Below are 21,191 nucleotides of genomic sequence, written 5' to 3'. Positions count from 1 at the left end.
CCTCCTGGGCGGGGACCCGCCTGTCGAGGTCGCCGCCCGCGATGGCCTGCGCCGTGGCCTCGATCTCGCGCAGGGGGCGCAGCTGCAGCCTGACGATCGCCGCCGCGCCGAACCCCAGGGCGCCCACCACGGCCAGCCCCACCACGGCCTCGATCAGCAGGAGCCGGCGCAGGGTGCCGTCGACCCCGGCCAGGGAATGGGCGACCAGGTGCACGGTGCCGTCCTCGCCCGGCGCGGTCAGTACCCGCCAGTCGCTGCCGCCGGAGGTGCTGGGGAGGTCGAACGGTTCCCCCTCCCTCCGGCGCAGCTCCTCCGCGTCCAGCGCCGACGTGTCGGGCAGGCTGGAGTCGGAACCGCTCTGACCCACGCTCTCCAGCACGCTGCCGTCGGCACCGATCGTCAGGGAGCGCAGATCGGTCGGGAACGGCGGGGCCTGGGACCGATCGCCCGGCGGAGGACGGTCGTTGTCGCGCCCGACCTCCGGCAGGGTACGGAGCCGGTTGTCGACCTCCCCCGTCAGGGAGCGCTCCAGCAGGAGTGTTCCCGCGGTGCCGAACGTCACCAGCCCCACGGCGGTCAGGCACACCACCGCGAGGGTGAGCCGGGCGGCCAGGCTGCGGGGCCGGCGGGAGGAGCGCGCCCTCACCCGTCCGACGCAATCAGGCGCAGGCAGTAGCCGATACCCCGGACCGTGTGCAGGAGTGGTGGGTGGCCCACGTCGATCTTGCGCCTCAGGTAACTGATGTAGGCCTCCACCACCCGGGTGTCCTCGGTGTCGCTCTCCCAGACACGGTCCAGGATCTGCGCCTTGCTGACGACCCTGCCCACGTTGAGCATCAGGTAGCGCAGGAGGGCGAACTCCGTGGGGGACAGACGGACCGGCCTGCCTGCCCGGCGAACCTCGTGGAGTCCTTCGTCCAGCTCCAGATCCGCGTAGCGCAGGGTCGCGGTGTCCTCGGTCTCCGAGGTCCCCGACCTGCGCAGGATCGCGTTCAACCGCAGGATGACCTCCTCCAGGCTGAAGGGCTTGGTCACGTAGTCGTCCGCGCCCACACGGAGGCCGGCCAGCCTGTCCTGGACCGTGTCACGTGCGGTGAGGAACAGCACGGGGAGACCCGGCACCAGACTGCGCAGGTCCCCGACCAGGTCCAGTCCGCTGCGGCCTGGCAGCGTGACGTCGAGGACCGCGATGTCGGGGGTGAAGCCGTCCAGGGCGCCCAGGGCGGTGCGCGCGTCGCTCGCCCCCCGCGTGGTGAAGCCGCTGAGCTCCAGGGACGCTGTGAGGAGTTCGAGGATGTTGGGTTCGTCCTCGACGATGAGCGCCTTGGCTCCTGAGGCGTCCGAGGTGGTGTCGGGGAGTGCTTCCCGCATGCTGTGATCCTGACCGTTCGGTGTGGAAGGACTAGAGGTTACGGGCCGCGGTCAAGAGTTCGGTGAGAACCTCCGGCGTGTCCCCGGGTGTGTGGAGGGCAACTCCGCAGCGGTCCCGCGGCGGTGAACCCGGCTCCGGGACCGGGGACGGTCACGTGGCGCGGATCCGCTGCGGCGCGGCCGGTTCGCGTTGGGGCGAGGGGGCTCCGGGAGGCTTCCGTACACGCCGCTGACGGAGGGCAGAAGGAAGACCAAAACCCCAAAAGGGGACACCGATGCCTATTTCACTTGATAGTTAGGTTAGGCTCACCTCTGTTCAAGTACGTGAAGGAGAACCCTCATGAAGTCCCCCGGCCGTCCCGTCACGGCATTCTCGATCGCTCTGGCGTCCGCCCTCATGCTTGTCGGCTGCTCGTCCGGCCAGCAGGACAACGACGACTCCGCTGCCTCCGCAGGCACGGTCGAGGTCGAGGACAACAACGGCACCCAGACGGTGAACGCCTCTCCGGCGTCGGTGGTCGCGCTCGACAACCGCACCTTCGAGACCCTTGCGGACTGGGGTGTGGAGCTGTCCGCCGGCGCGGTGTCCCTCATGCCGGACACCATCGACTACACCCAGGACGACTCGATCATCGACATCGGCACGCACAACGAGCCCGACCTTGAGGCGATCGTCGCCGCCGAACCGGACGTCGTCGTCAACGGGCAGCGATTCACGCAGTACCACGACGACATCGCGTCCCTGGTGCCCGACGCCACCGTCATCGAGCTCGACCCGCGGGATGGCGAGCCCCTCGACGCCGAACTCAAACGGCAGACCACCGTGCTCGGCGAGGTCTTCGGCAAGCAGGACGAGGCAGCCCGGCTCATCACGGACTTCGACGAGGCCGCCGAGCGGGTCCAGGCCGCCTACGACGAGGGCGACTCCGTCATGGCCGTCACCACATCGGGCGGCGAGATCGGCTACCTGGCCCCCGGCGTGGGCCGCACTCTCGGCCCCGCCTTCGACATCTTCGGACTCACCCCGGCGCTGGAGGTCGAGGGCGCGAGCGACGACCACCAGGGCGACGACATCTCCGTCGAGGCGATCGCGGACTCAGACCCCGACTGGATCCTCGTGATGGACCGCGACGCCGCCGTCGCCTCCGACGAGTCCGGGTACGAGCCGGCCGCGAACATCCTGTCGGACTCCGAGGCGCTCTCGAGTGTGACGGCCGTGCGGGACGAGCAGATCGTCCACATGCCCGCCGACACCTACACCAACGAGGGCATCCAGACCTACACCGAGTTCTTCGACGCGTTCGCCGACGCGCTGGAGGCGCGGGGTTGATCCGGCTCACCCGAACGACACGCGCCGGCGGTGAGGACCCCCTCACCGCCGGCGTCCGCCGGCGCAGAGGAGCGACCGGGACATGACGACCACGACCACGACCCCGCCGTCGCGGAGCAAAGGCCGGCTCCTCGACTGGAAGCTGCTCATCGGAATCGCCGCCGTGGGCGCGCTGGCCACCCTCTCGCTGCTCACCGGGGTGTACGACGTCTTCGGCGCCGACGACGGCGGCGAGATGTTCGCCATCACACGCATCCCCCGCACCATAGCCCTCATCCTCGCCGGAGCCGCGATGGCGATGTCGGGCCTGGTGATGCAGCTGCTGACGCAGAACCGGTTCGTCGAGCCGACGACCACCGGCACCACCGAATGGGCCGGTCTGGGCCTGCTCACGGTGATGATCCTGGTGCCGGGCGCGAGCATCGGCACCCGCATGTTCGGCGCGGTCCTGGCGGCGTTCGCCGGCACGATGGTGTTCTTCCTCCTCCTGCGCCGCGTCACTCTGCGCTCCTCGCTCATCGTCCCGATCATCGGCATCATGCTGGGCGCCGTCGTCAGCGCGGTCTCGACCTTCCTCGCGTTGCAGACCGACATGCTGCAGAACCTCGGCGTGTGGTTCGCCGGAAGCTTCACCTCCGTGCTGCGGGGCCAGTACGAGCTGCTGTGGATCGTGGCACTGGTGGCTGCCGTGGTGTTCGCCGTCGCAGACCGGCTCACGGTCGCCGGACTCGGTGAGGAGGTCTCGACCAACGTCGGCCTGGACTACAACCGGATCATCCTGCTGGGCACCGGCCTCATCGCCGTGGCGACCGGAGTGGTGACCGTGGTCGTGGGCAACCTGCCCTTCCTCGGGCTCATCGTCCCCAACGTCGTCTCGATGTTCCGCGGCGACGACCTGCGCGGCAACCTGCCGTGGGTGTGCCTCCTGGGCATCGGCACCGTCATGGTCTGCGACCTGATCGGTCGGACCGTCATCATGCCCTTCGAGGTGCCCGTGTCCCTCATCCTCGGAGTCGTCGGAGCCGCCGTGTTCATCCTTCTCCTGTTGAGGCAGCGTCGCCGTGGCTGAGACGACCGCGTCCCGTGTGAGCGGACCGCTCCCCTCACCGCCCGAACGCTCCCCCCGCTCCCTGTCCACCGGGCGGGCCCGTCGCCGCTACCGGACCGTGGTCGCGGTACTGACCGTGCTCGCGGCCGGTTTCGGTTTCGGCCTGCTCGTCTGGGACAACCCGATGCCCCCGGGATCGGACGGCTTCTGGCGCATCGCGGAGCTGCGCGGCACGAACCTGGTGGTCATGGCCGTGGTCGCGATCTGCCAGGCCGTCGCGACGGTGAGCTTCCAGACCGTGACCGGCAACCGCATCATCACCCCGTCGATCATGGGGTTCGAGGCGCTCTACGTCGTGATCCAGACCACGGCGGTGTACTTCCTCGGCGTCGCCGGGCTCGTGGCGGTCCAGGGAGTCACGCAGTTCACACTCCAGCTCGCCGTCATGGTCGGCTTCGCGATGCTGCTGTACGGGTGGCTGCTGTCGGGCAGGTACGCCAACCTCCAGATCATGCTGCTGATCGGCATCATCATCGGCGGGGGCCTCGCCTCTGTCTCCACGTTCATGCAGCGCCTGCTCACACCGAGCGAGTTCGACGTGCTCGCCGCGCGGCTGTTCGGCAACGTCTCCAACGCCGACGCTTCCTACCTTCCGGTCGCGATCCCGCTGTGCCTGACCGCCTCCGTCCTGCTGTGGGCGAGTTCGCGCCGCCTCGACGTCGTCGCGCTCGGACGTGACGCGAGTACGGGTCTGGGCCTGAACCACCGCCGCGAGACCATGCGCGTGCTCTTCCTGGTCTCGGTCCTCATGGCGGTCTCGACGGCGCTCGTGGGGCCGATGACCTTCCTGGGCTTCCTCGTCGCGACCCTCGCCTACCAGTTCGCCGACAGCCACGACCACCGGCACGTCTTCCCGGTCGCGGTGCTGACCTGCTTCGTCGTGCTCAGCGGCGCCTACTTCGTCATGCGGAACATCTTCTACGCCAATGGTGTGGTCTCGATCATCATCGAGCTCGTCGGCGGCCTGGTGTTCCTGTTCGTCATCCTCAGAAAGGGGCGGCTGTGATCACACTGACCGGTGTGCGCAAGGAGTACAGCGGAGACGTCGCGATCGGCCCCGTCGACCTCCAGATCCCCGAGGGCGGCGTGACCGCACTGGTGGGGCCCAACGGCGCCGGCAAGTCGACGCTGCTGACGATGATGGGCCGACTGCTCGGCCTCGACGCCGGGACGATCGAGATCGCCGGCTACGACGTGGCGAGGACCGCCTCGAAGGACCTGGCCAAGGTCGTCTCGGTCCTGCGGCAGGAGAACCACTTCGTCACCCGGCTGACCGTACGCCAACTCGTCGCCTTCGGGCGCTTCCCCTATACCAGGGGCCGGCTGACGGTCGCCGACGAGGAGATCGTCAGCCGGGCGATCGACTTCCTGGACCTCACCGAGTTGGAGAACCGCTACCTCGACCAGCTCTCCGGCGGGCAGCGGCAGCGCGCCTACGTCGCGATGGTGCTCTCCCAGGACACCGAGTACGTCCTGCTCGACGAGCCGCTCAACAACCTCGACATGCGCCATTCGGTACAGATGATGAAGCATCTGAGGCGCGCGGCCGAGGAGCTGGAGCGCACGATCGTGATCGTGCTCCACGACATCAACTTCGCGGGGCACTACGCCGACCGGATCTGCGCGGTCAAGGACGGTTCCGTCGTCGAGTTCGGCACACCGGACCAGATCATGACCGACGAGGTGCTCACCCGGGTGTTCGAGACCCCGGTGACCGTCATGGACGGACCGAACGGGCCACTCGCGGTCTACTACTGAGCACGGTCCCCCACGGGTCACCGCCTCCTCCGACCGGCCTTCCGACGGCGGAGGAGGAGGCGGACATCCCCGTCCATGTGCACGGGGCCGTCGGCGCGCCCACGGCCCCGGTGCGGGCCGGGGCCCGGGGCGGGCGTCCGGCGCGCGAGGTCAGGGGTGCCCGGCGTTTGCCGCACCCGGACGCTCCATGTGATCCGCCGAGGTCCGCGACCGGGTAAGGCTTGTCCCATGGAAAATCACGACGACCGCATCCGGGTGCGCGGGGCCCGCATCCACAACCTGAAGAACGTGGACGCGGAACTGCCGCGCGACGCGCTGGTCGCCTTCACCGGCGTCTCCGGGTCCGGTAAGTCCTCGCTGGCCTTCGGGACCCTCTACGCCGAGTCCCAGCACCGGTACCTGGAGTCCGTCGCGCCGTACGCGCGGCGCCTGCTCCAACAGCTTCCGGCCCCGGAGGTGGACGACATCACCGGGATGCCCCCGGCGGTGGCACTCGCCCAGCCGCGCACCACGCCCTCGGCCCGGTCCACCGTGGGCACCCTCACCACGGTCTCCAACACGCTGCGCATGCTCTTCTCCCGTGCGGGGGACTACCCGCCCGGCGCGGACCGCCTGGACTCCGACTCCTTCTCTCCCAACACCGTGGTCGGGGCCTGCCCCGTCTGCCACGGCGAGGGGGTCGAGCACGAGGTCACCGAGGAATCGCTGGTGCCCGACCCCGCGCTGAGCATCGCCGGTGGTGCCGTCGCCTCCTGGCCGGGTGCCTGGCAGGGCAAGAACCTGCGCGACATCCTCGACACCCTCGGCCACGACATCCACCGGCCCTGGCGGGAACTGCCCCGGGAGGAGCGCGAGTGGATCCTGTTCACCGACGAACAGCCGGTGGTGACCGTCCACCCGGTCCGTGAGGCGGGCCGCGTGCACCGGAGCTACCAGGGCAAGTACAGCAGTGCCCGGCGACTGGTACTGAAGGCGTACGCCTCCTCTGCCAGCGAGTCGCGGCGCCGTCGGGCCGCGGAGTTCATGGTCGACCGGACCTGCCCCGAGTGCGGCGGAAGGCGGCTGCGCCGGGAGGCACTGCGCGTCACCTTCGCCGGTCACACCATCACCGAGGCGGCGGGACTGCCCCTGACCGAACTGGTCGCCCTGCTGCGGCCCTGGAGGGAGGACACAGGGGCCGCCGGGGCCCTGGCCGGGGAGATCACCGGCCGGGTCGAGGTGCTGGAGGAACTGGGCCTGGGATACCTGAGCGTGGACCGCCCGGCCCCGACCCTGTCCAGCGGGGAGTTCCAGCGGATCCGGCTGGCCACCCAGTTGGGCACGGGCCTGTTCGGCGTGGTCTACGTCCTGGACGAACCCTCGGCGGGCCTGCACCCGGCCGACTGCGAGGCGTTGTCGGGGATCCTCCGCCGCCTGCGGGACGGGGGCAACACCGTGTGCTTCGTCGAGCACGACCTGGACATCGTGCGCGGAGCCGACTGGATCGTGGACGTCGGTCCTGAAGCGGGTGAGCACGGCGGAAGGGTCCTGTACAGCGGGCCGGTGGCAGGGCTGCGCGAGGTCCCGGAGTCGGTGACCCGCCGCTACCTGTTCCACGACGCCCTGCCGAAGGGGCGCTCACACACGCCACACGGGCGACTGGAACTGCGCGGGGTCACCCGTAACAACCTGCGCGGCCTGGACGTCGACGTCCCCCTCGGCGTGTTCACCGCCGTCACCGGGGTGTCCGGTTCGGGCAAGTCCACCCTGTTGGCGGCGGTCGGGGAGCGGGCCGCCGAGCACGGGAGGGTGGTGTGGGTCAGCCAGCAGCCGATCGGGCGGACCCCGCGCTCCAACCTGGCCACCTACACCGGGCTCTTCGACACGGTGCGCAAACTGTTCGCCGGCACCGACGAGGCGCGGTCCCTGGGGTACGGCCCGGGACGGTTCTCCTTCAATGTCGTGGGCGGCCGCTGCCAGACCTGCGAGGGGGAGGGGTTCGTGTCGGTGGAGCTGCTGTTCCTGCCCACCACCTACGCCCCGTGTCCGACCTGCGGCGGGTCCCGCTACAACGACGCCACCCTCCGGGTGCGGTACCGGGGGCGCACCGTGGCGGACGTGCTGGCGATGTCGGTCGAGGAGGCGGCGGGCTTCTTCACGGAGGAGCCGTCGGTGCTGCGGTCGCTGGAGACCCTCGCCGGGGTCGGGTTGGGCTACCTGCGCCTGGGACAGCCCGCCACCGAACTCTCCGGCGGTGAGGCCCAGCGGATCAAGCTGGCCACCGAGCTCCAGCGCCGCCGCGTGGCAGGCTCGGTCTACCTGCTCGACGAGCCCACCACCGGTCTGCACCCGCACGACACCGACGTCCTCATGGGACGCCTGAGGGACCTGGTCGGCGCCGGTGCCACCGTGGTGGCCGCCGAGCACGACATGCGCGTGGTGGCCACCGCCGACCACGTCATCGACCTGGGACCGGGCGGCGGCTCCGGAGGCGGCCGGATCGTCGCCCAAGGGGTTCCGGCGAGGATCGCCGCCGCGTCGGACAGCCGGACCGGCGCCTACCTGAAGGGACTGCTGTGATGCGCTGTGCGCTCTTCCTGCCGCCGCCTGGAGAAGCTCGTCCACCCGGGCGTTCCCGCCACCGCCGAACCGCCTCCGGGCCGACCCGGCACCGGAGAACGGTCGGCGACGACTCCCGGGGCGGGGAGCGGCCGGATACCTCACCGGACCCCAACCGTGCCCGAGGGGAGCGTGTTACTTCACCTTCTTCACGAACGCGGTCATGATCTGCGCGCCCGCACTACCGGTGATCGGTGTCCCGGAGTCCGCGGTCGACCCCTGGGCCTTCCTGCAATCGAGAACCGCCTTGACGGTCTTGGGACCGTAGTCGCCGTCGATCTTGCCGGGCGTGTGGCCCGCTCGTTCGAGCAGCTCCTGGAGGTAGGCCACCTTCTCGCTCTTGTCGCCTTGCTTGAGTCCGATCATGTCACTCTCCGTTTCTGCGAGTGGGGCTACTGGAGTCCCACAACATGGAGTTATTGCAGGTCAAGGGTGTATCGCATGGCGAACGCATGACCCAGCGCGACAATAACTCGGCTGGTGTGGTGAATCGCAGCAGGACAGCCCGTGTCGCGGGCCTGGCGGCCCGGTGGTGAAAGGGGAGCGTGCCCCCAGGCCCCGAGACAACGGCAGACCGGGGTTTCGCTGAGGCTGAGGTCGTCGAGCCGGGCGACTCCGAGTCCTGACGGCCCAGGACGCCGCCCGGGACGACCCCCTCAACCTTTGGCACGGTCGGCAGCAGCCACGAGCCCGGCGCGCTCCCTGACCAGCCGGTCGACGCACCCGGCGGGGTCGGTGACGGCCACCCGCACCCGGGGAACGGTGACGCCGAGAAACGTGAACTGGTCTTTCTCGACCCGCACGGCCGCCTGGCCCAGGTAGGTGTCACAGCACAGGGTGGGGGTCAATTCGCCCCCGGACATGGTCTGGGCGAGCTTGCTGCCCAGCTGCCGGGCGGTCAGGGCGTTCTGGAGGTTGCGCAGGTACGTCACACGCACGTCTTCAAGTTCCATGCCGCCAGCGTGGCCTGAACAGGGTGTCTTACCCCAGCACGTGCGCAATTCCCGTAACTTTCTGACAGTGCGTTGGAGCCGCCCGTAACATCACGCGTATGAGCGAACCCCCCTTCCACGAAGTGCTCACCACCTACCGCGAACTCTCGGGACTGACCCAGCAACAGCTGGCCGGCCACCTGGGGTGTTCGGCAGCGTCCGTGTCCAGGTGGGCGTGCGGCCACGCGCTGCCGTTCCGGGAGACCGCCGAGCAGCTGGACCAGCTCCTCGAAGCCGGAGGCAAGGTCATCCACGCGTGGCGGACGGCCAAGTCGGGAAAGTCCACGCCGGAGTGGGCCAGGCCGCTCATGAACATCGAGACGCGGGCTCGACACGTTCAGGCAGCCTCTCCTGCCCTGGTGCCCGGGTACCTGCAGAGCCCCCTGTACGCGGGGGCGGTGTTCCGGGCGTGGCACCCCGCCGCCTCGGACGCCGAGATCGCGCATCTGGCACGGATCCGCACCGAGCGGCTGGGCCAGCTGCCCGAGCTGCGGATCACGGCGGTCTTCCCCTTGTACGGGATCGCCAGCTTCGACGCTGCGGTGCGCACAGAGCAGGCACGCCACCTGGTTGAGCTTGCCGAACAGGGGAGGGTTCGGATCCACCTGGTCCCTCAGGGGGCGATCCTGCTGAGCGTGACCTCGCCGGTACTGGTGTTCCGTCTGGATTCCGGGGAGACCGTTATCTCCAGCGATCACATCGACGGTAACGTGATCTACGACGCCGACCGTAATGACAAACTCGCCGCACTGGTCATGGGGGCCATGGCGGATGCGCTTCCCGCCCGGCTCTCCCTCGAAGCCCTGAAGGAACTCGCATGAACACCGACTGGCACAAGAGCACCTACAGCAACACCGGGGGCAACTGCGTGGAGGTCCGCGAGCTGGCCGTTGGTGCGCACGTCCGCGACACCCAGAACCGCGACGCCGGACACCTGGAGTTCCCCGCCGACCAGTGGGCGGCCCTGGTGGCCCAGGTGCGCGCCGGGTAGCGCCCCCGCACACGCCCGAACCCCAGGGGACTCCAGCTCGTGGAGATCCCCTGGGGTTTTTCGTGGGCACGGGGGCCAGGGGAGGCCGGGCCGGGCCCCGACGTGCTGGTCGGCGAGAAGGCCGAAGACATGAGCCGACCCCTGGACGAAGTCCCGGATCCGCCCGGTCCGTTCGAGGCGGCACAAGAGCGCGTGAGGTGGAGAGCGGGATCCGCAGCGGTCCGCCCGGCCATCGAGGCGGACGACCTGGCGGGTCCTGACAGGCCCTCCCACACGCGCCGCCCCGGGAAGGCACCTCCACATCCGCCGAACCCCGGTGACGACCGCCCCGGGGAACCGGTGGGCGGTCCCGCACACCGACGCCCCGGGGCGGGTGCGGACACAGGTCCCGGAAACCTGGTCAAGACCTGGTCAACACCGGTCCCGGGCAGGCCCCGTCAGAGCGGCCTGCCCGGTGTGCGTCACTCTCATTCGACTGTCACACCTGCTCAGAGGGTGTCCCAGGGCTCGTTCGGCGTCCCCGCCCCAGCCGGATGAGAAGAACGCGCCAGGGAACCCGCGTCAGCGCTTCGTCCACCGCCGGTGCGCTCCCCGCGCGCGACCCGCGCACGCCGCGTCGGAACCGCGTCGGCCCGGCGTGCGCCGCAGCTCCTTCCGTGGTCTGGTCCCGATCACCCACGAAGGGGAGACACACCATGTGGACCGGACCGCTGCGCGCCGCCGAGCGCGAGTTCCCGCGCCTGGACCTTCACGAGCTCGTCGCGCTGCTCGGACATGTCACCGAGATCCCTCCTGCGACTCCTCCGGAGGCGCGGGAGCTCCTGCTGTCGGGCACGGTCGCGCGCCAGGGAGGGGCCCGATGATGATGGCCACGGTCGAACCCACCGCACGCGACCTGCGGATCCTGGAGTCCCTGCACCTCCACCGAGTCCTGACCACGCCGCAGGTGGGAGAGCTCTTCTTCTCGGGCACCGCCTCACGTGCGGCCCGGCGCCGCCTCCTCGAATTCGTCGAGAACGACCTCGCCGCCCGGTTCACGCCCCGCCACGCCGGCTGGAACGCCCCCTGCCACTGGACGCTCGGACCGGAGGGAGCCCGTGTGCTCGCCTCGCGTCGCGGCCTCGCCCCGCACCAGATCGGCTACCGGGCCGACACCCACCTGCGTCTGTGGGCCTCACGGGAACTCGGCCACGCCACCGGCCTGTCCCAGACCTACGTCCGCTTCGCCACCACCGCCCGCGCCACCCGGGGCGCGACGCTCCAACGCTGGTGGTCCGAAGACCGCTGCCGCGCCACCTGGGGGCACCGCGTCCACCCCGACGGCTACCTGCGCTGGTACCAGGACGGGACCACCCTGGACGCCTTCGTGGAGTACGACACCGGAACGCAGGCCCTCACCCGCCTCGCCGAGAAGGTCAGCCACTACCGCGACCTCGCCGAGGAGACACGTCTGCGAACCCCCGTCCTGTTCGTCGTCCCAGGGCCGAGCCGCCTCACCGCCCTGTGCCGCAGACTGGACGGAGGCCCACGGGTCCCGGTCCACGTGACCACGCACGGACAACTCGCCTACCCCGGCCCCATCCGACCCGTCTGGCGCCGGGCAGGGGACCTCACCGGTGCCGTCCGCCCGCTCATCGACCTCGCCTGAACCGTGCTCGGGCTGGTCATCCGGGACCACCGTGCTCGCGGGGGCTGGGGGGAGAGGGCCGCGACCTGTCCGCGACGGCCGATCCGGGGCGGTGCAACGGGTGAGTGACGCCTTCGGCGTCGGCCCGCCCATGCGGGCCGGCGCCGAAGGCTGTCGGGGCCGGCGCGCCTGTTCAGAGGCGGTCGACCAGGAGCTGCCCGTCGGTGGCGCTCCGGCCGGCCAGGCCGCTGCCGTAGTTGGCCTCGACCCGAGCGCGCTCGGAGGCGTTGGGGGCGCGGACGGTGCAGTTCACGCCGCCGGTGGAGCCCGACATCAGCGACGAGCACGGGCCGGGCTTGATGTCGGGCAGCCCCAGGCTGTGGCCGAGCTCGTGCGCGGCGATACGCACCGCGTCATAGCCCGCGGCAGTGCCCTGGCGGCCCATCCAGACGGTGACCTGCCCGCCCGGGCGCACCGGGCCCAGATGGGCGCGGGGCCAGCCGTTGTCGGCGATGATGCGGATCTCGGCGCGCCGTCCGGCGGGGGCCGGCACCAGGCGGACGTTGCTGACGCTGGAGTTCCACACGCCCACGGCCGAGGCGACGGCGGAGGTGTACTCCGCGGCCTGGCTGGCGTTGTAGTACAGGACGGTCTGTTGCAGCGGCTGGGCCTGGTCCGCGGGTGCCGCGGTGGCCGGTGCGGTGCCCACCAGCGTGAGCGCCAGGGCGCTCAGGGCGATCAGGAGGGGCGTGATGATGCGTCTCAGCATGGGGGTCTCCCCGGGGGTAAGGGTGCTGATATTTTTGGTGACCCGGTGGGGTCGGGTTGATGCTATGTGTAGTGACGTATCGCCACAAGATAGGCCGATCGTTTAATTCCGGTGCTGTGCACCGGCCAAGGGTCCGGGCGGCGTGCCTGGCGCTGCAGGCCGGGTGCCGGTGGCCCCCATCCCCGTGCCCAACCCCCAAGGCCAACCGGCAAGGTACTCCCGCTGGATGCCTTGCCCCGCCACGGGCTCGGACACCACCACCTGCTGCGCCGAACTCTGTCCTTTTCCCGGAGCCTCTTGGGCCGGGCGGCGGAAATTGTCCTTCTGCATTCGCTGCCGAAACAACAGTGGCCCGCGCCAGGTGATTTTCCGGTCCGTCGGGGTCCACCGCTCGATCGTCCTTGAAACGTCGGCGGATGCCGTACAAGTACGAAATGGCGAAGAATAAGCGGACCTGCTCCCGCCAGCGGGAGCGTCCCGGGTGCAAGCCGCGTATAAAAGGGGGTAAACCTCATGATTGCTGCAAAATCAGCCCCTGGGACCAGGGCAGATCGGTGCGATCACTTTTGGCGGCCCCGGCCCCGGCCCCGGCTCATGCTCGGACGCGGAATGTACTGAGACAATCTCAGCGAGCCGTGGCAGTCGTCACCGCCCGGTGGTCGGCTGTTGGCCGTCAACTAATTCCCTGTTCAGACATATCGAGAAAGGTTGCTTTCCGCCGGTCCCCCTGGCCGGTTTCACTCCCCCGCATATCGGAGGCAACCGCATGCCAACGACCCATACACGACACGCGCAAACGCGGCGCGCCCCGCGGGCACGCCGCTGTTTTCGTACCGTGCTGACAGCCTCGATGGCCGCCGTCATCGCCGGTTCCCTGACCGCGGCTCCCACCCCGGCCGCGGCGTCGCCGTCGGAAAGCGGGGATGGCACCGCGTACCGCGGCGGGGTCGAGGTCGTCCGCGCGCCGACCGGAGCCGCCGGCGACTCGGTGCTGACGGGCCGGGTCTTCGTCGACGCAGACCGGAACAGCGCCAGCGGCCGCGGCGAGGCCGGGCTGGCCGGTGTCATGGTCACCAACGGACGTGACGTGGTACGGACCGACAGGCGGGGCCGTTACCGGCTGCCGGCGTTCGACAACATGACGGTGTCGATCACGCAGCCCTCGGGATACCAGGTGCCGCTGGACGAGTACAACATCCCGCAGTTCCACTACAACCACCTGCCCGAAGGGTCCCCGGACCTGCGCTACGGCGGTATCGCGCCGACCGGCCCGCTGCCGTCCGCGGTCAACTTCCCGATCGTCGAGAGCGAGGTGACCGGCGCCGCCGACCAGAGCTGCGTCATCGCCGGGGACCTGCAGACCTACAACAGGCAAGAGGTCGAGTACGCGCGCGCCGGTGCCATCAGGGACCTGTCCGAGCGCCACGACTACGCCGGCTGCGGCACACTGTTCGTCGGTGACGTCGTCGGTGACGACCTGTCGCTCTACCCCGACATCAAGGACCTGGTCAGCGAGACCAACGGTCCGGTCCGCTTCCTGCCGGGCAACCACGACCTCGACTTCGACGCCCCGAGTGCCGAGCACTCCTTCGACACCTACCGCGCACAGCTGGCCCCGGAGTACTACTCCTTCGACGTGGGCGACGCGCACGTCATCGCGCTGAACACCGTCGACTACCCGTGCACCGCGGCCGCCGACAGTCCCGAGGGCATCGAGGAGCGCTGCGCCGACCCGGAGGGCAGCCCGGCCTACAACGGCCGTATTGACGACGACCAGCTCACGTGGCTCCAGCAGGACCTGGACAACGTCGACCGCGACAAACTCGTCGTCATCGCCGGCCACATCGGCCTGCTCAACTACGCCGACGAGGGTTCCCCGGTACACCAGGTCGACCAGGTCAGCCGGGTGCACGAGCTGCTGCAGGGCCGCAGGGCCGTGGCGCTGGCCGGACACAGCCACAGCATCGAGAACCTCAAGACCGGCGACGACGTCGAAGGCTGGCGCGACCTCTTCGGTGTCGAGGGCCTGCCGTTCCCGCACATCACCGCGGGTGCGATCTCGGGCGACTGGTACTCCGGCGAGGTCGGCGAGGACGGCTACCCGACGGCGATCGGCCGCGACGGCGGACGTCCCGGCGTGGTGACACTGGACATCGAGGGCAGCGAGTTCCAGGAGCGCTACACCGTCACCGGTGAGTCCGACGAGGTGCAGACGCAGCTGGGCATCAACAGCCCGACCTACCGCGAGTGGTTCGAAGAACGCCAGGAGTGGAACGACGACCCCGCCGGTGAGGCCCCCGAGTTGGACGAGCCCCTGGTGGTCGACCGCGCCGACCTTGCCGACGGCACCTGGTTGACGACCAACTTCTTCTTCGGCTCCACCGGCTCGACCGTCGAGGTCGGTGTCGACGGCGGGCCGGCCGAGGAGGCCACCCGCACCCAGCAGATGGAGGGCGAGGGGGTCAACGTCGGCGTCGAGTACTCCGACCCGTACGCGGTTTCGCAGCAGCTGGTCCACGGCGGCACCCTCGGTGACCGCACGATGCACCTGTGGCGGTTCGACCTGCCCGGCGACCTCGACGCCGGTGGGCACACCGCCGAGGTGACCGCGACCGACGCCTACGGCCGCGAGTTCACCGACGTCCTCCAGTTCGAGGTCGTGGAGCAGCGGTAGGCGGACTCCTGCGCCCGGAGGGCCGCCACCTGCGCAGGCGGCGGCCCTCCGTCCCCTCTACCTGCGGGCCCGGCCGGACCGGTACTCCGCTCGCGGCACCGTGTCAGTCCCCGGCGCCGCGAGCGAGGATGGCCTCCGCCGTCAGATCGGCCCGGTTGGTCCACACCAGCCCGGTGAACCCGGCAGGGACCCGGTCGACCGACCCGGGGGTGTCGAACCCTTCGGAGAACCCTCCCGAACCGGCGACCAGGACCACCCGGGTGTCCGCCCCTGCCATCCGCTGGGTGAACTTCTCCGGCCATCCCCACAACCAGGGGCCGTAGCCCTCCGGGATGTGCAACTGGATGCCCCGGCAGTCGCGCGGAACGTACCCGGTCCAGCCCACCGCTTCGTAGCGGACCAGGCAGTCCAGCATGAGCTGCTTGGACATCACCCTCAGCCCCGGCACCTGCTCGCGCAGCACCGCCACCGGTGCGTCCCCGCCGTAGACGGTGATCAGGTCGAGCCGCTCGGGGGGCAGAGCGGACAGCCGGTCGGCGAGCAGCTCCCCCTCCTCCGGGTTCTCGGCCTTGACGTGCAGGAGCAGGGAGCGGTCCGGGAACCCGTCGAGCACGTCGCCCAGCTCTGGCATCAGCCCGACGCCCTCACCGCGGAACGGGTGGGTGCGGCCGTTGTCCGCCGTGTAGCCGTCCCCGATGTCGGCCGCCCGCAGCTCCTCCATCGTGTGGTCGGCGGGCGATCCGCTCAGGTCGGTGCGGCAGTCCAGGCCGGCGTCGTGGAAGACGGCGAACTGGTCGTCGGCGGTCCGGTGCACGTCGAACTCGACGGTGTCGGCCCCGGTGTCGAAGGCGGCACGCATCCCGTCGAGGGTGTTCTCCAGGTACCCGTGCTCGGGCGGGTGGATCAGTTCCGCCGTGCAGGTGTCGTTCCCGATCCCCTCGACGTCGAACGTCTGCGCCAGCCCCCGGTGCGCGAGCACCCCCGCCGCACCCTCTTCCCCCGCCCACAGGCCGGTGTTGTTCGCCCACATGAACCCGGCCAGCAGAAGTAGCGCCCCCGGGACCGCCCACCGCTTCGGCAACCTGCTCCGTCGAACCGGAGAGGGAGCAGCGGACGGATTGGAGGGCGGGGACGTGGATGCTCCATTCATGCCGGGATTTTACTCAGTTTTCCACCGATTCCTCGTATAAACCGCGTTCCACAAAAATGTGACTGGAGTCACTGCGGACTCCAGCGCAGCCGCGCGGCCGGCAGGTATCACACCGGGGCCTGAGAGCCCGACAGGGCGGGTCCGCCGAATCCGGACCGGAAGGGCGTGTGCGGCCGTGCGCTCGGGATCTCCGAAGCCGCTGGGCCGTCCCAGGAGCTCCCACAGGGGGATGGGGGAGGGGGAGCCGCAGCGCTCACCTCTCGACCCGGTAGGCGCGGGCCTGGATTTCGTACAGTTCGGCGTAGCGCCCACCGAGCGCGACGAGTTCCTCGTGGCTGCCCTGTTCGCACACCCGGGCCCCGTCCATGACGACGATGAGGTCGGCCATGCGCACGGTGGAGTAGCGGTGCGAGACCAGGAGGGTGAGGCGCCCCTGGCCCTTGAGAGCTCTGGAACGCTCGGCGTACTGCTCGAACAGCAGGTGCTCGGTCTCGGCGTCCAGGGCGGAGGCGGGCTCGTCCAGAAGCAGCAGCAGAGGGTGGTCGCGCATGTAGCCGCGGGCGAGCGCGACCTTCTGCCACTGCCCCTCGGACAGCTCGGCCCCCTCGGCCCAGGTGTTGCCGAGCTGGGTGTCCAGCCCCCGGTCGAGCCGGTCGACCAGGGCGCGGGCATCGGCCCGTTCCACTGCCCGGTCGACGGCCTCCTGGTCCTCGGCCCTGGCCAGGTCGCCCAGGCCGATGGACAGCCGCAGCGGGTACTCGAAGCGCGCGAAGTCCTGGAAGGCGCCCGAGAGCCGTTCGCGCCAGGCGTCGGCGGGCATGTCGGCGAGGGGGACGTCGTCGACCAGGATCCTCCCGGAGTCGGGTTCGTACATCTTCGCCAGGAGCTTGACCAGCGTGGACTTGCCCGCTCCGTTCTCGCCGACCACGGCCACCACCGATCCGGCCGGGAGGTGGAGCGTGACGTCGTCCAGAACCTTCCGACCGGCTCCGGGGTAGGTGAAGGAGACCCCGTCCAGGGTGATGCCGGAGCGCATCTCCTCGGGTGGGGGGACCGGGCTCTGCTTGGCTGCCATGGAGGACAGTTCCTCCAGCCACAGCAGGCGGCGGCCTCCCTCCAACCAGATGGTGCGCAGGAAGTGGACCTGGCTGAGCGTCTCGCCGAGGTACTGGGCCAGGCGGCTTCCGGCGGTGAGCAGGAGGACGACCTGTGCGGCCGAGCCGCCGTTCAGCGCCACCGCGGCGACGGCGCCGACGAACGCGCTGCTGAAGACGGTGAGCGCGATCGATTGCCACGCGGTGGTCGTCCAGCGGGCCCGGGACATGGCACGGTGGCGTGCGGCCCAGGCCCGGTGGCGTCCCTGGCGGACCCGTTCGCGGGTTCGGGAGATACGCAGTTCGCGCCCGGGTGAGGCGTTGGTGCCCAGCAGGAAGAAGTGCCGTGCCAGGCGTTCGTGGTGCCCGAGCCTCTCCTCCAGTGTGTGTTCGGCCCCTCCGCGCCGGTGGGAGACCAGGGCGATGGGCACGGCGAACAGCCCGAGCAGTCCCAGCAGGGGGTGGACGCTCATCAGCAGGGCGATGGTCAGGATCAGGCGCAGGACGGCGCCGACCGCCTGGAACAGGTACTGGTAGACCTCGCTCAGGGTGTCGGCGTGGTCGCGGACGAGTTGGACGCGGTTGACGTAGGAGGGGCGTTCGTGGTGCTCCAGGGAGGGGATGCCGCTCTGCAGCCGCACCACGTGCGCTTCCATGAACACCGCGGTGCGGTCGGCGAAGCGCCGGTTAGCCCGCTCGCTCAGCAGGCGCAGCAGCCAGCTGGTGACCGCCAGCGCGCCCAGGAGTATGGCTGCGGTGACCACTCCGGCCTGGTTTCCGGAGAGGACCGCGTCCGCGAGCACCGCCAGGGCGGCGGCGATCAGGGCGTCGGGCAGGGCGGCGCCGACCGTCGTGGCGAACGCGACGGCGATGAGCCTGGGGGAGGCGGTCCAGCCCAGGCGCAGTGTGCGGCCCAGACCCCGCCAGGACGAGGGGAGTGGGTGGTCCTCAGCCGGCACTGTCGGCTCCGTTCCGTTCTTCGTTGAACCGGGTGGCCTGGAGTTCGAAGAGGCGTTTGTAGGTCCCTCCGAGGGCCATGAGTTCGTCGTGGCTCCCGAGTTCCACGACCTGGCCCCGGTCCACGACACAGATCCGGTCGGCGCGGCGGACCGTGGAGAAGCGGTGGGAGATGAGGACGGTCGTGCAGCCCCTGGTGGCCTCCAGCACGCGGTCGAAGACCTCGGCCTCACCGCGCACGTCCAGCTGGGCGGTGGGCTCGTCCAGGACGACCACCCCGGCTCCCCGGTTCACGGAGTACAGGACCCGGGCCAGGGCCACGCGCTGCCACTGCCCTCCGGACAGGTCGGTGCCGTTCTCGTATCCGGGGGAGAGGATCCGGTCGAGGTCGCGCAGGTTCGCGGCGCCCGCGGTGGTCAGGGCCTGGAGGATTTCTTCGGTGGCGGCGTCCAGCGGGGCGACGTTGTCCTTGAGGGAGAGCTCGTAGCGGATGAAGTCCTGGAAGATCGCGCTGGTCCGGCGGCGCCAGGACTCCAGGTCCAGCTCCCTGAGGTCGGTGCCGTCGACCTCGATCCTTCCCGAGCCCGGGTCGTAGAGGCGGCACAGGAGCTTGACCAGGGTCGACTTGCCCGCGCCGTTGACACCGACCACAGCCAGCGAGCTCCCGGCCGGAATGGTCAGGTCGAGACCGTCCAGGACCGGCCTCGACATGCCGGGATAGGTGAAGGTGACGTCACGGAACCTGATCTCGGCCGCGGGCATGCCCTCGGCCGGGGTCTGTCCGGAGACCACGCTGCGAGCCGCGGCGCTCTCGGACATCGTCCTCTCCACGCGCAGCACCGCCGCCACCCCGTCGGCGGCCAGGGACAGGGCCCAGTTCAGCCCGCCGAAGGCCACCGCGCCGGCTCCCACCGCCGCGTAGGCGAAGGTGCTCACCTGGCCCAGGCCGATGGCACCCGAGGCGGCGTCCCGGCCCAGGGACCAGAAGAACAGCCCCCCTGAGACCGTCAGGACCACCACCGCCCAGCGCATCGGCCTCTGCCGCAGCCGGGTGGTGTGCCACCGCAGCTCGACCAGGGTCCGGCGCTCCGAGGCGAAGCGGTCCGTCAACCAGCTCGCGAGACCGAAGAGCCGGATCTCCTTGGCGGCGGGAGAGTCCACCGCCAGCCGGTAGGAGTACTCGGCGCGGCGCTGGGCGTCCAGGACCTGCCCCGTGTGGCGGTCCCACCGGGTGCTCTCCCGGAGCAGCCAGTGGGTGGAGAGCCAGGCTCCCCCCACCAGCAGCGGTGCCCACCACGCGTAGGCGGCCAGGACCACTGCCTGGGCCAGTCCCGAGACGGCCTCCACCAGGCCGCCGGCGATGAACCCCATGGACATGTGCAGGGGCGGGCCGGTCATCCCGAGGTCGAAGTCCCGGGCCGTGGTCATCTCGTCCATGTGCTCGCGGTTCTCCAGGTGCGCGACGCCCTCGGGGGTGCCCGCGGCCACGAGCAGGCGATCGTGCAGACGATCGGAGACGTGCTCTCCCAGGAGGGAGCCGACCTGATTGTGCAGGGGGGTCAGAAGCTGCATCAGGACGAAGACGACGCCGATCAGGAGCAGCGGTGTACGGAGCGGGGCACCGTCGGCGACGGCGCCGACGAGCGCTCCGACGGCCACGACGAAGCCGGCGGGAAGGACCCCCTGGAACAGGATCAGCGCCCACCACACCACGCTCAGCCCAGGGTGGGACTTCCACAGGGTGGCGAAGAAAACCCCTTCCCTCCGTGCCTTGAGCAGGGCGATGGGACTGCTCTTCTCAGGGCGCACCATTTTTTCGGTGGCAGGGATGGACACCCTGTACACCAGCCTTTCTTGCAGTGGGTACCGATGGAGAAGGAGATCGCTCTGCGTGAACAGGGGATGTCGACAAGAAAACACAGTGAGGCGTCCGCGCCGTCAAGTTCGGGCGGTGTGGAAAATATCTTCGGCCCCGTCCCGATGTCAACTCGATTACGTGGGGCAAACTGATGTGGAAGCGCTCCCATCAGGCGTTCAATCATATCGAACATTATTTCACATGGCTCTTGTTGGCCTTGTGCGCCATCCGGGGTGCCGGTGCCCCCTTCGCTGACCGGCGACTCCTCCATGGGAGCGGGTCTTCGGGGTGGCACACGCATATTCCCTGGTGGGGAGGAAGGTGCAACCGGTGGCCGCCCGCGGCCACGCCCGAGCCGGTGCCCCGCGTCTCCGGTACCTATGGCGGGATTGTCGCTGGTGGGCCGACCAAAAACGTTGTCGGTGTGACTTGAGGAGCTCCACCATCGATTGTACTTACAGCCGATTTCGGCACCCGAACTCGCCATAAGTACAAGATCACGGCGGGAGGGGGCTGCGAACCTCTCCGGTCACCGCGCCGGTGGTCGCCCATTCGGGTTTGTTCCGCTGTTCGCGCTTCGCCCCGTCGAATGGCAGAAACGGATCCGGGACGTGGGACGGTCCGTTCTTCGCACGGTGGTCGTCAGAGCAGGGGCCATGGGTCCCGGATGATCGCGCACCGTGTTCGCCCCGGCCGGAACCCGCAAGGACAGGACGGCCGACAGGACCGATGACCTGCCCAGGCGGTACGCGGTGTCCGTGGACCGAACTCGTGCCGCCCGGCCGTTCCGTCACGGACGACCGGGCGGCACGGGCGGGCCGCTAGGCCGTGTTCCGCGGATCATTCCGGGCTCGCAACCGCCAGGCTGCCTCTCGCTGCGCCGACCACGCTTGGACAGCCAGACCCGGGCTGAC

Annotated in this window: 18 protein-coding genes; 10 read left to right on the top strand and 8 right to left on the bottom strand. The window is 69.9% G+C overall.

Going from position 1 to position 21,191, the window contains the following annotated elements; translation table 11 throughout:
• The coding region (locus ACFWTE_RS25955; protein ID WP_378782526.1) for a HAMP domain-containing protein at positions 1-646 on the bottom strand (646 nt) is incomplete at its 3' end.
• Positions 643-1,371 carry a response regulator transcription factor gene (locus tag ACFWTE_RS25950; RefSeq protein WP_378782525.1) on the bottom strand — a complete coding sequence of 243 codons (729 nt, stop codon included), beginning with the start codon at positions 1,369-1,371 and terminating at the stop codon, positions 643-645. The genes ACFWTE_RS25950 and ACFWTE_RS25955, both read right to left, overlap by 4 nt.
• A 340-nt stretch (positions 1,372-1,711) precedes the next feature.
• On the opposite strand from ACFWTE_RS25950, the gene ACFWTE_RS25945 reads away from it, so the two are divergent.
• The 5 genes from ACFWTE_RS25945 (at position 1,712) to ACFWTE_RS25925 (ending at position 8,126) form a co-directional block, all read left to right on the top strand.
• Complete coding sequence (locus ACFWTE_RS25945; RefSeq protein ID WP_378782524.1) at positions 1,712-2,701, top strand: siderophore ABC transporter substrate-binding protein; 990 nt, start codon at positions 1,712-1,714, stop codon at positions 2,699-2,701.
• A gap of 82 nt (positions 2,702-2,783) precedes the next feature.
• Positions 2,784-3,770 (top strand): ABC transporter permease, encoded by a 987-nt coding sequence (locus ACFWTE_RS25940; RefSeq protein WP_378782523.1) that lies wholly within the window; start codon positions 2,784-2,786, stop codon positions 3,768-3,770.
• Complete coding sequence (locus ACFWTE_RS25935; RefSeq protein ID WP_378782522.1) at positions 3,763-4,815, top strand: iron chelate uptake ABC transporter family permease subunit; 1,053 nt, start codon at positions 3,763-3,765, stop codon at positions 4,813-4,815. Before ACFWTE_RS25940 ends, ACFWTE_RS25935 begins: the two co-directional genes overlap by 8 nt.
• Complete coding sequence (locus ACFWTE_RS25930; RefSeq protein ID WP_378782521.1) at positions 4,812-5,567, top strand: ABC transporter ATP-binding protein; 756 nt, start codon at positions 4,812-4,814, stop codon at positions 5,565-5,567. The genes ACFWTE_RS25935 and ACFWTE_RS25930 overlap by 4 nt, the downstream gene beginning before the upstream one ends.
• A gap of 228 nt (positions 5,568-5,795) precedes the next feature.
• Positions 5,796-8,126, top strand: coding sequence for an ATP-binding cassette domain-containing protein (locus ACFWTE_RS25925; RefSeq protein WP_378782520.1), 2,331 nt, complete (start codon positions 5,796-5,798; stop codon positions 8,124-8,126).
• A gap of 174 nt (positions 8,127-8,300) precedes the next feature.
• Here the strand turns inward: ACFWTE_RS25925 and ACFWTE_RS25920 are convergent, their stop codons facing one another.
• Together ACFWTE_RS25920 and ACFWTE_RS25915 are read right to left on the bottom strand one after the other, a co-directional pair.
• Positions 8,301-8,531 carry a peptidoglycan-binding protein gene (locus ACFWTE_RS25920; RefSeq protein ID WP_378782519.1) on the bottom strand — a complete coding sequence of 77 codons (231 nt, stop codon included), beginning with the start codon at positions 8,529-8,531 and terminating at the stop codon, positions 8,301-8,303.
• A gap of 290 nt (positions 8,532-8,821) precedes the next feature.
• Positions 8,822-9,118, bottom strand: coding sequence for a hypothetical protein (locus tag ACFWTE_RS25915; protein WP_378782518.1), 297 nt, complete (start codon positions 9,116-9,118; stop codon positions 8,822-8,824).
• 98 nt (positions 9,119-9,216) lie between these two features.
• On the opposite strand from ACFWTE_RS25915, the gene ACFWTE_RS25910 reads away from it, so the two are divergent.
• From ACFWTE_RS25910 to ACFWTE_RS25895, 4 genes are all read left to right on the top strand, one after another.
• Positions 9,217-9,978, top strand: coding sequence for a Scr1 family TA system antitoxin-like transcriptional regulator (locus tag ACFWTE_RS25910; RefSeq protein WP_378782517.1), 762 nt, complete (start codon positions 9,217-9,219; stop codon positions 9,976-9,978).
• A complete protein-coding gene (locus ACFWTE_RS25905) occupies positions 9,975-10,148 on the top strand; it encodes a DUF397 domain-containing protein (RefSeq protein ID WP_378782516.1) in 174 nt (57 codons plus the stop codon). The genes ACFWTE_RS25910 and ACFWTE_RS25905 overlap by 4 nt, the downstream gene beginning before the upstream one ends.
• Positions 10,149-10,843: 695 nt before the next feature.
• On the top strand, positions 10,844-11,011 hold the full coding sequence (locus ACFWTE_RS25900) for a hypothetical protein (RefSeq protein ID WP_378782515.1): 168 nt from the start codon (positions 10,844-10,846) through the stop codon (positions 11,009-11,011).
• Positions 11,008-11,796 (top strand): replication-relaxation family protein, encoded by a 789-nt coding sequence (locus tag ACFWTE_RS25895; protein WP_378782514.1) that lies wholly within the window; start codon positions 11,008-11,010, stop codon positions 11,794-11,796. The genes ACFWTE_RS25900 and ACFWTE_RS25895 overlap by 4 nt, the downstream gene beginning before the upstream one ends.
• Before the next feature lie 172 nt (positions 11,797-11,968).
• Here the strand turns inward: ACFWTE_RS25895 and ACFWTE_RS25890 are convergent, their stop codons facing one another.
• A complete protein-coding gene (locus tag ACFWTE_RS25890) occupies positions 11,969-12,544 on the bottom strand; it encodes a snapalysin family zinc-dependent metalloprotease (RefSeq protein WP_378782513.1) in 576 nt (191 codons plus the stop codon).
• Positions 12,545-13,394: 850 nt separating this feature from the next.
• Between ACFWTE_RS25890 and ACFWTE_RS25885 the strand changes: the two genes are divergently transcribed.
• Positions 13,395-15,218: a calcineurin-like phosphoesterase C-terminal domain-containing protein gene (locus tag ACFWTE_RS25885; RefSeq protein ID WP_378782527.1), complete on the top strand. Its 1,824-nt coding sequence runs from the start codon at positions 13,395-13,397 to the stop codon at positions 15,216-15,218.
• A 103-nt stretch (positions 15,219-15,321) separates the two neighbouring features.
• On the opposite strand, the gene ACFWTE_RS25880 is transcribed toward ACFWTE_RS25885, so the two are convergent.
• The 3 genes from ACFWTE_RS25880 to ACFWTE_RS25870 form a co-directional block, all read right to left on the bottom strand.
• Positions 15,322-16,299: a glycerophosphodiester phosphodiesterase family protein gene (locus tag ACFWTE_RS25880; protein WP_378782512.1), complete on the bottom strand. Its 978-nt coding sequence runs from the start codon at positions 16,297-16,299 to the stop codon at positions 15,322-15,324.
• A gap of 322 nt (positions 16,300-16,621) precedes the next feature.
• Positions 16,622-18,421, bottom strand: a complete 1,800-nt coding sequence (locus ACFWTE_RS25875; protein WP_378782510.1) for an ABC transporter ATP-binding protein — start codon at positions 18,419-18,421, stop codon at positions 16,622-16,624.
• Positions 18,411-20,231: an ABC transporter ATP-binding protein gene (locus tag ACFWTE_RS25870; protein ID WP_378782509.1), complete on the bottom strand. Its 1,821-nt coding sequence runs from the start codon at positions 20,229-20,231 to the stop codon at positions 18,411-18,413. The genes ACFWTE_RS25875 and ACFWTE_RS25870 overlap by 11 nt, the downstream gene beginning before the upstream one ends.
• Positions 20,232-21,191 lie beyond the last annotated feature (960 nt).

Source organism: Nocardiopsis sp. NPDC058631 (assembly GCF_042716955.1).
Classification (GTDB): domain Bacteria; phylum Actinomycetota; class Actinomycetes; order Streptosporangiales; family Streptosporangiaceae; genus Nocardiopsis.
Note: the sequence above shows the minus strand (reverse complement) of the source record. Positions and strands in the feature narration are given on the sequence as shown.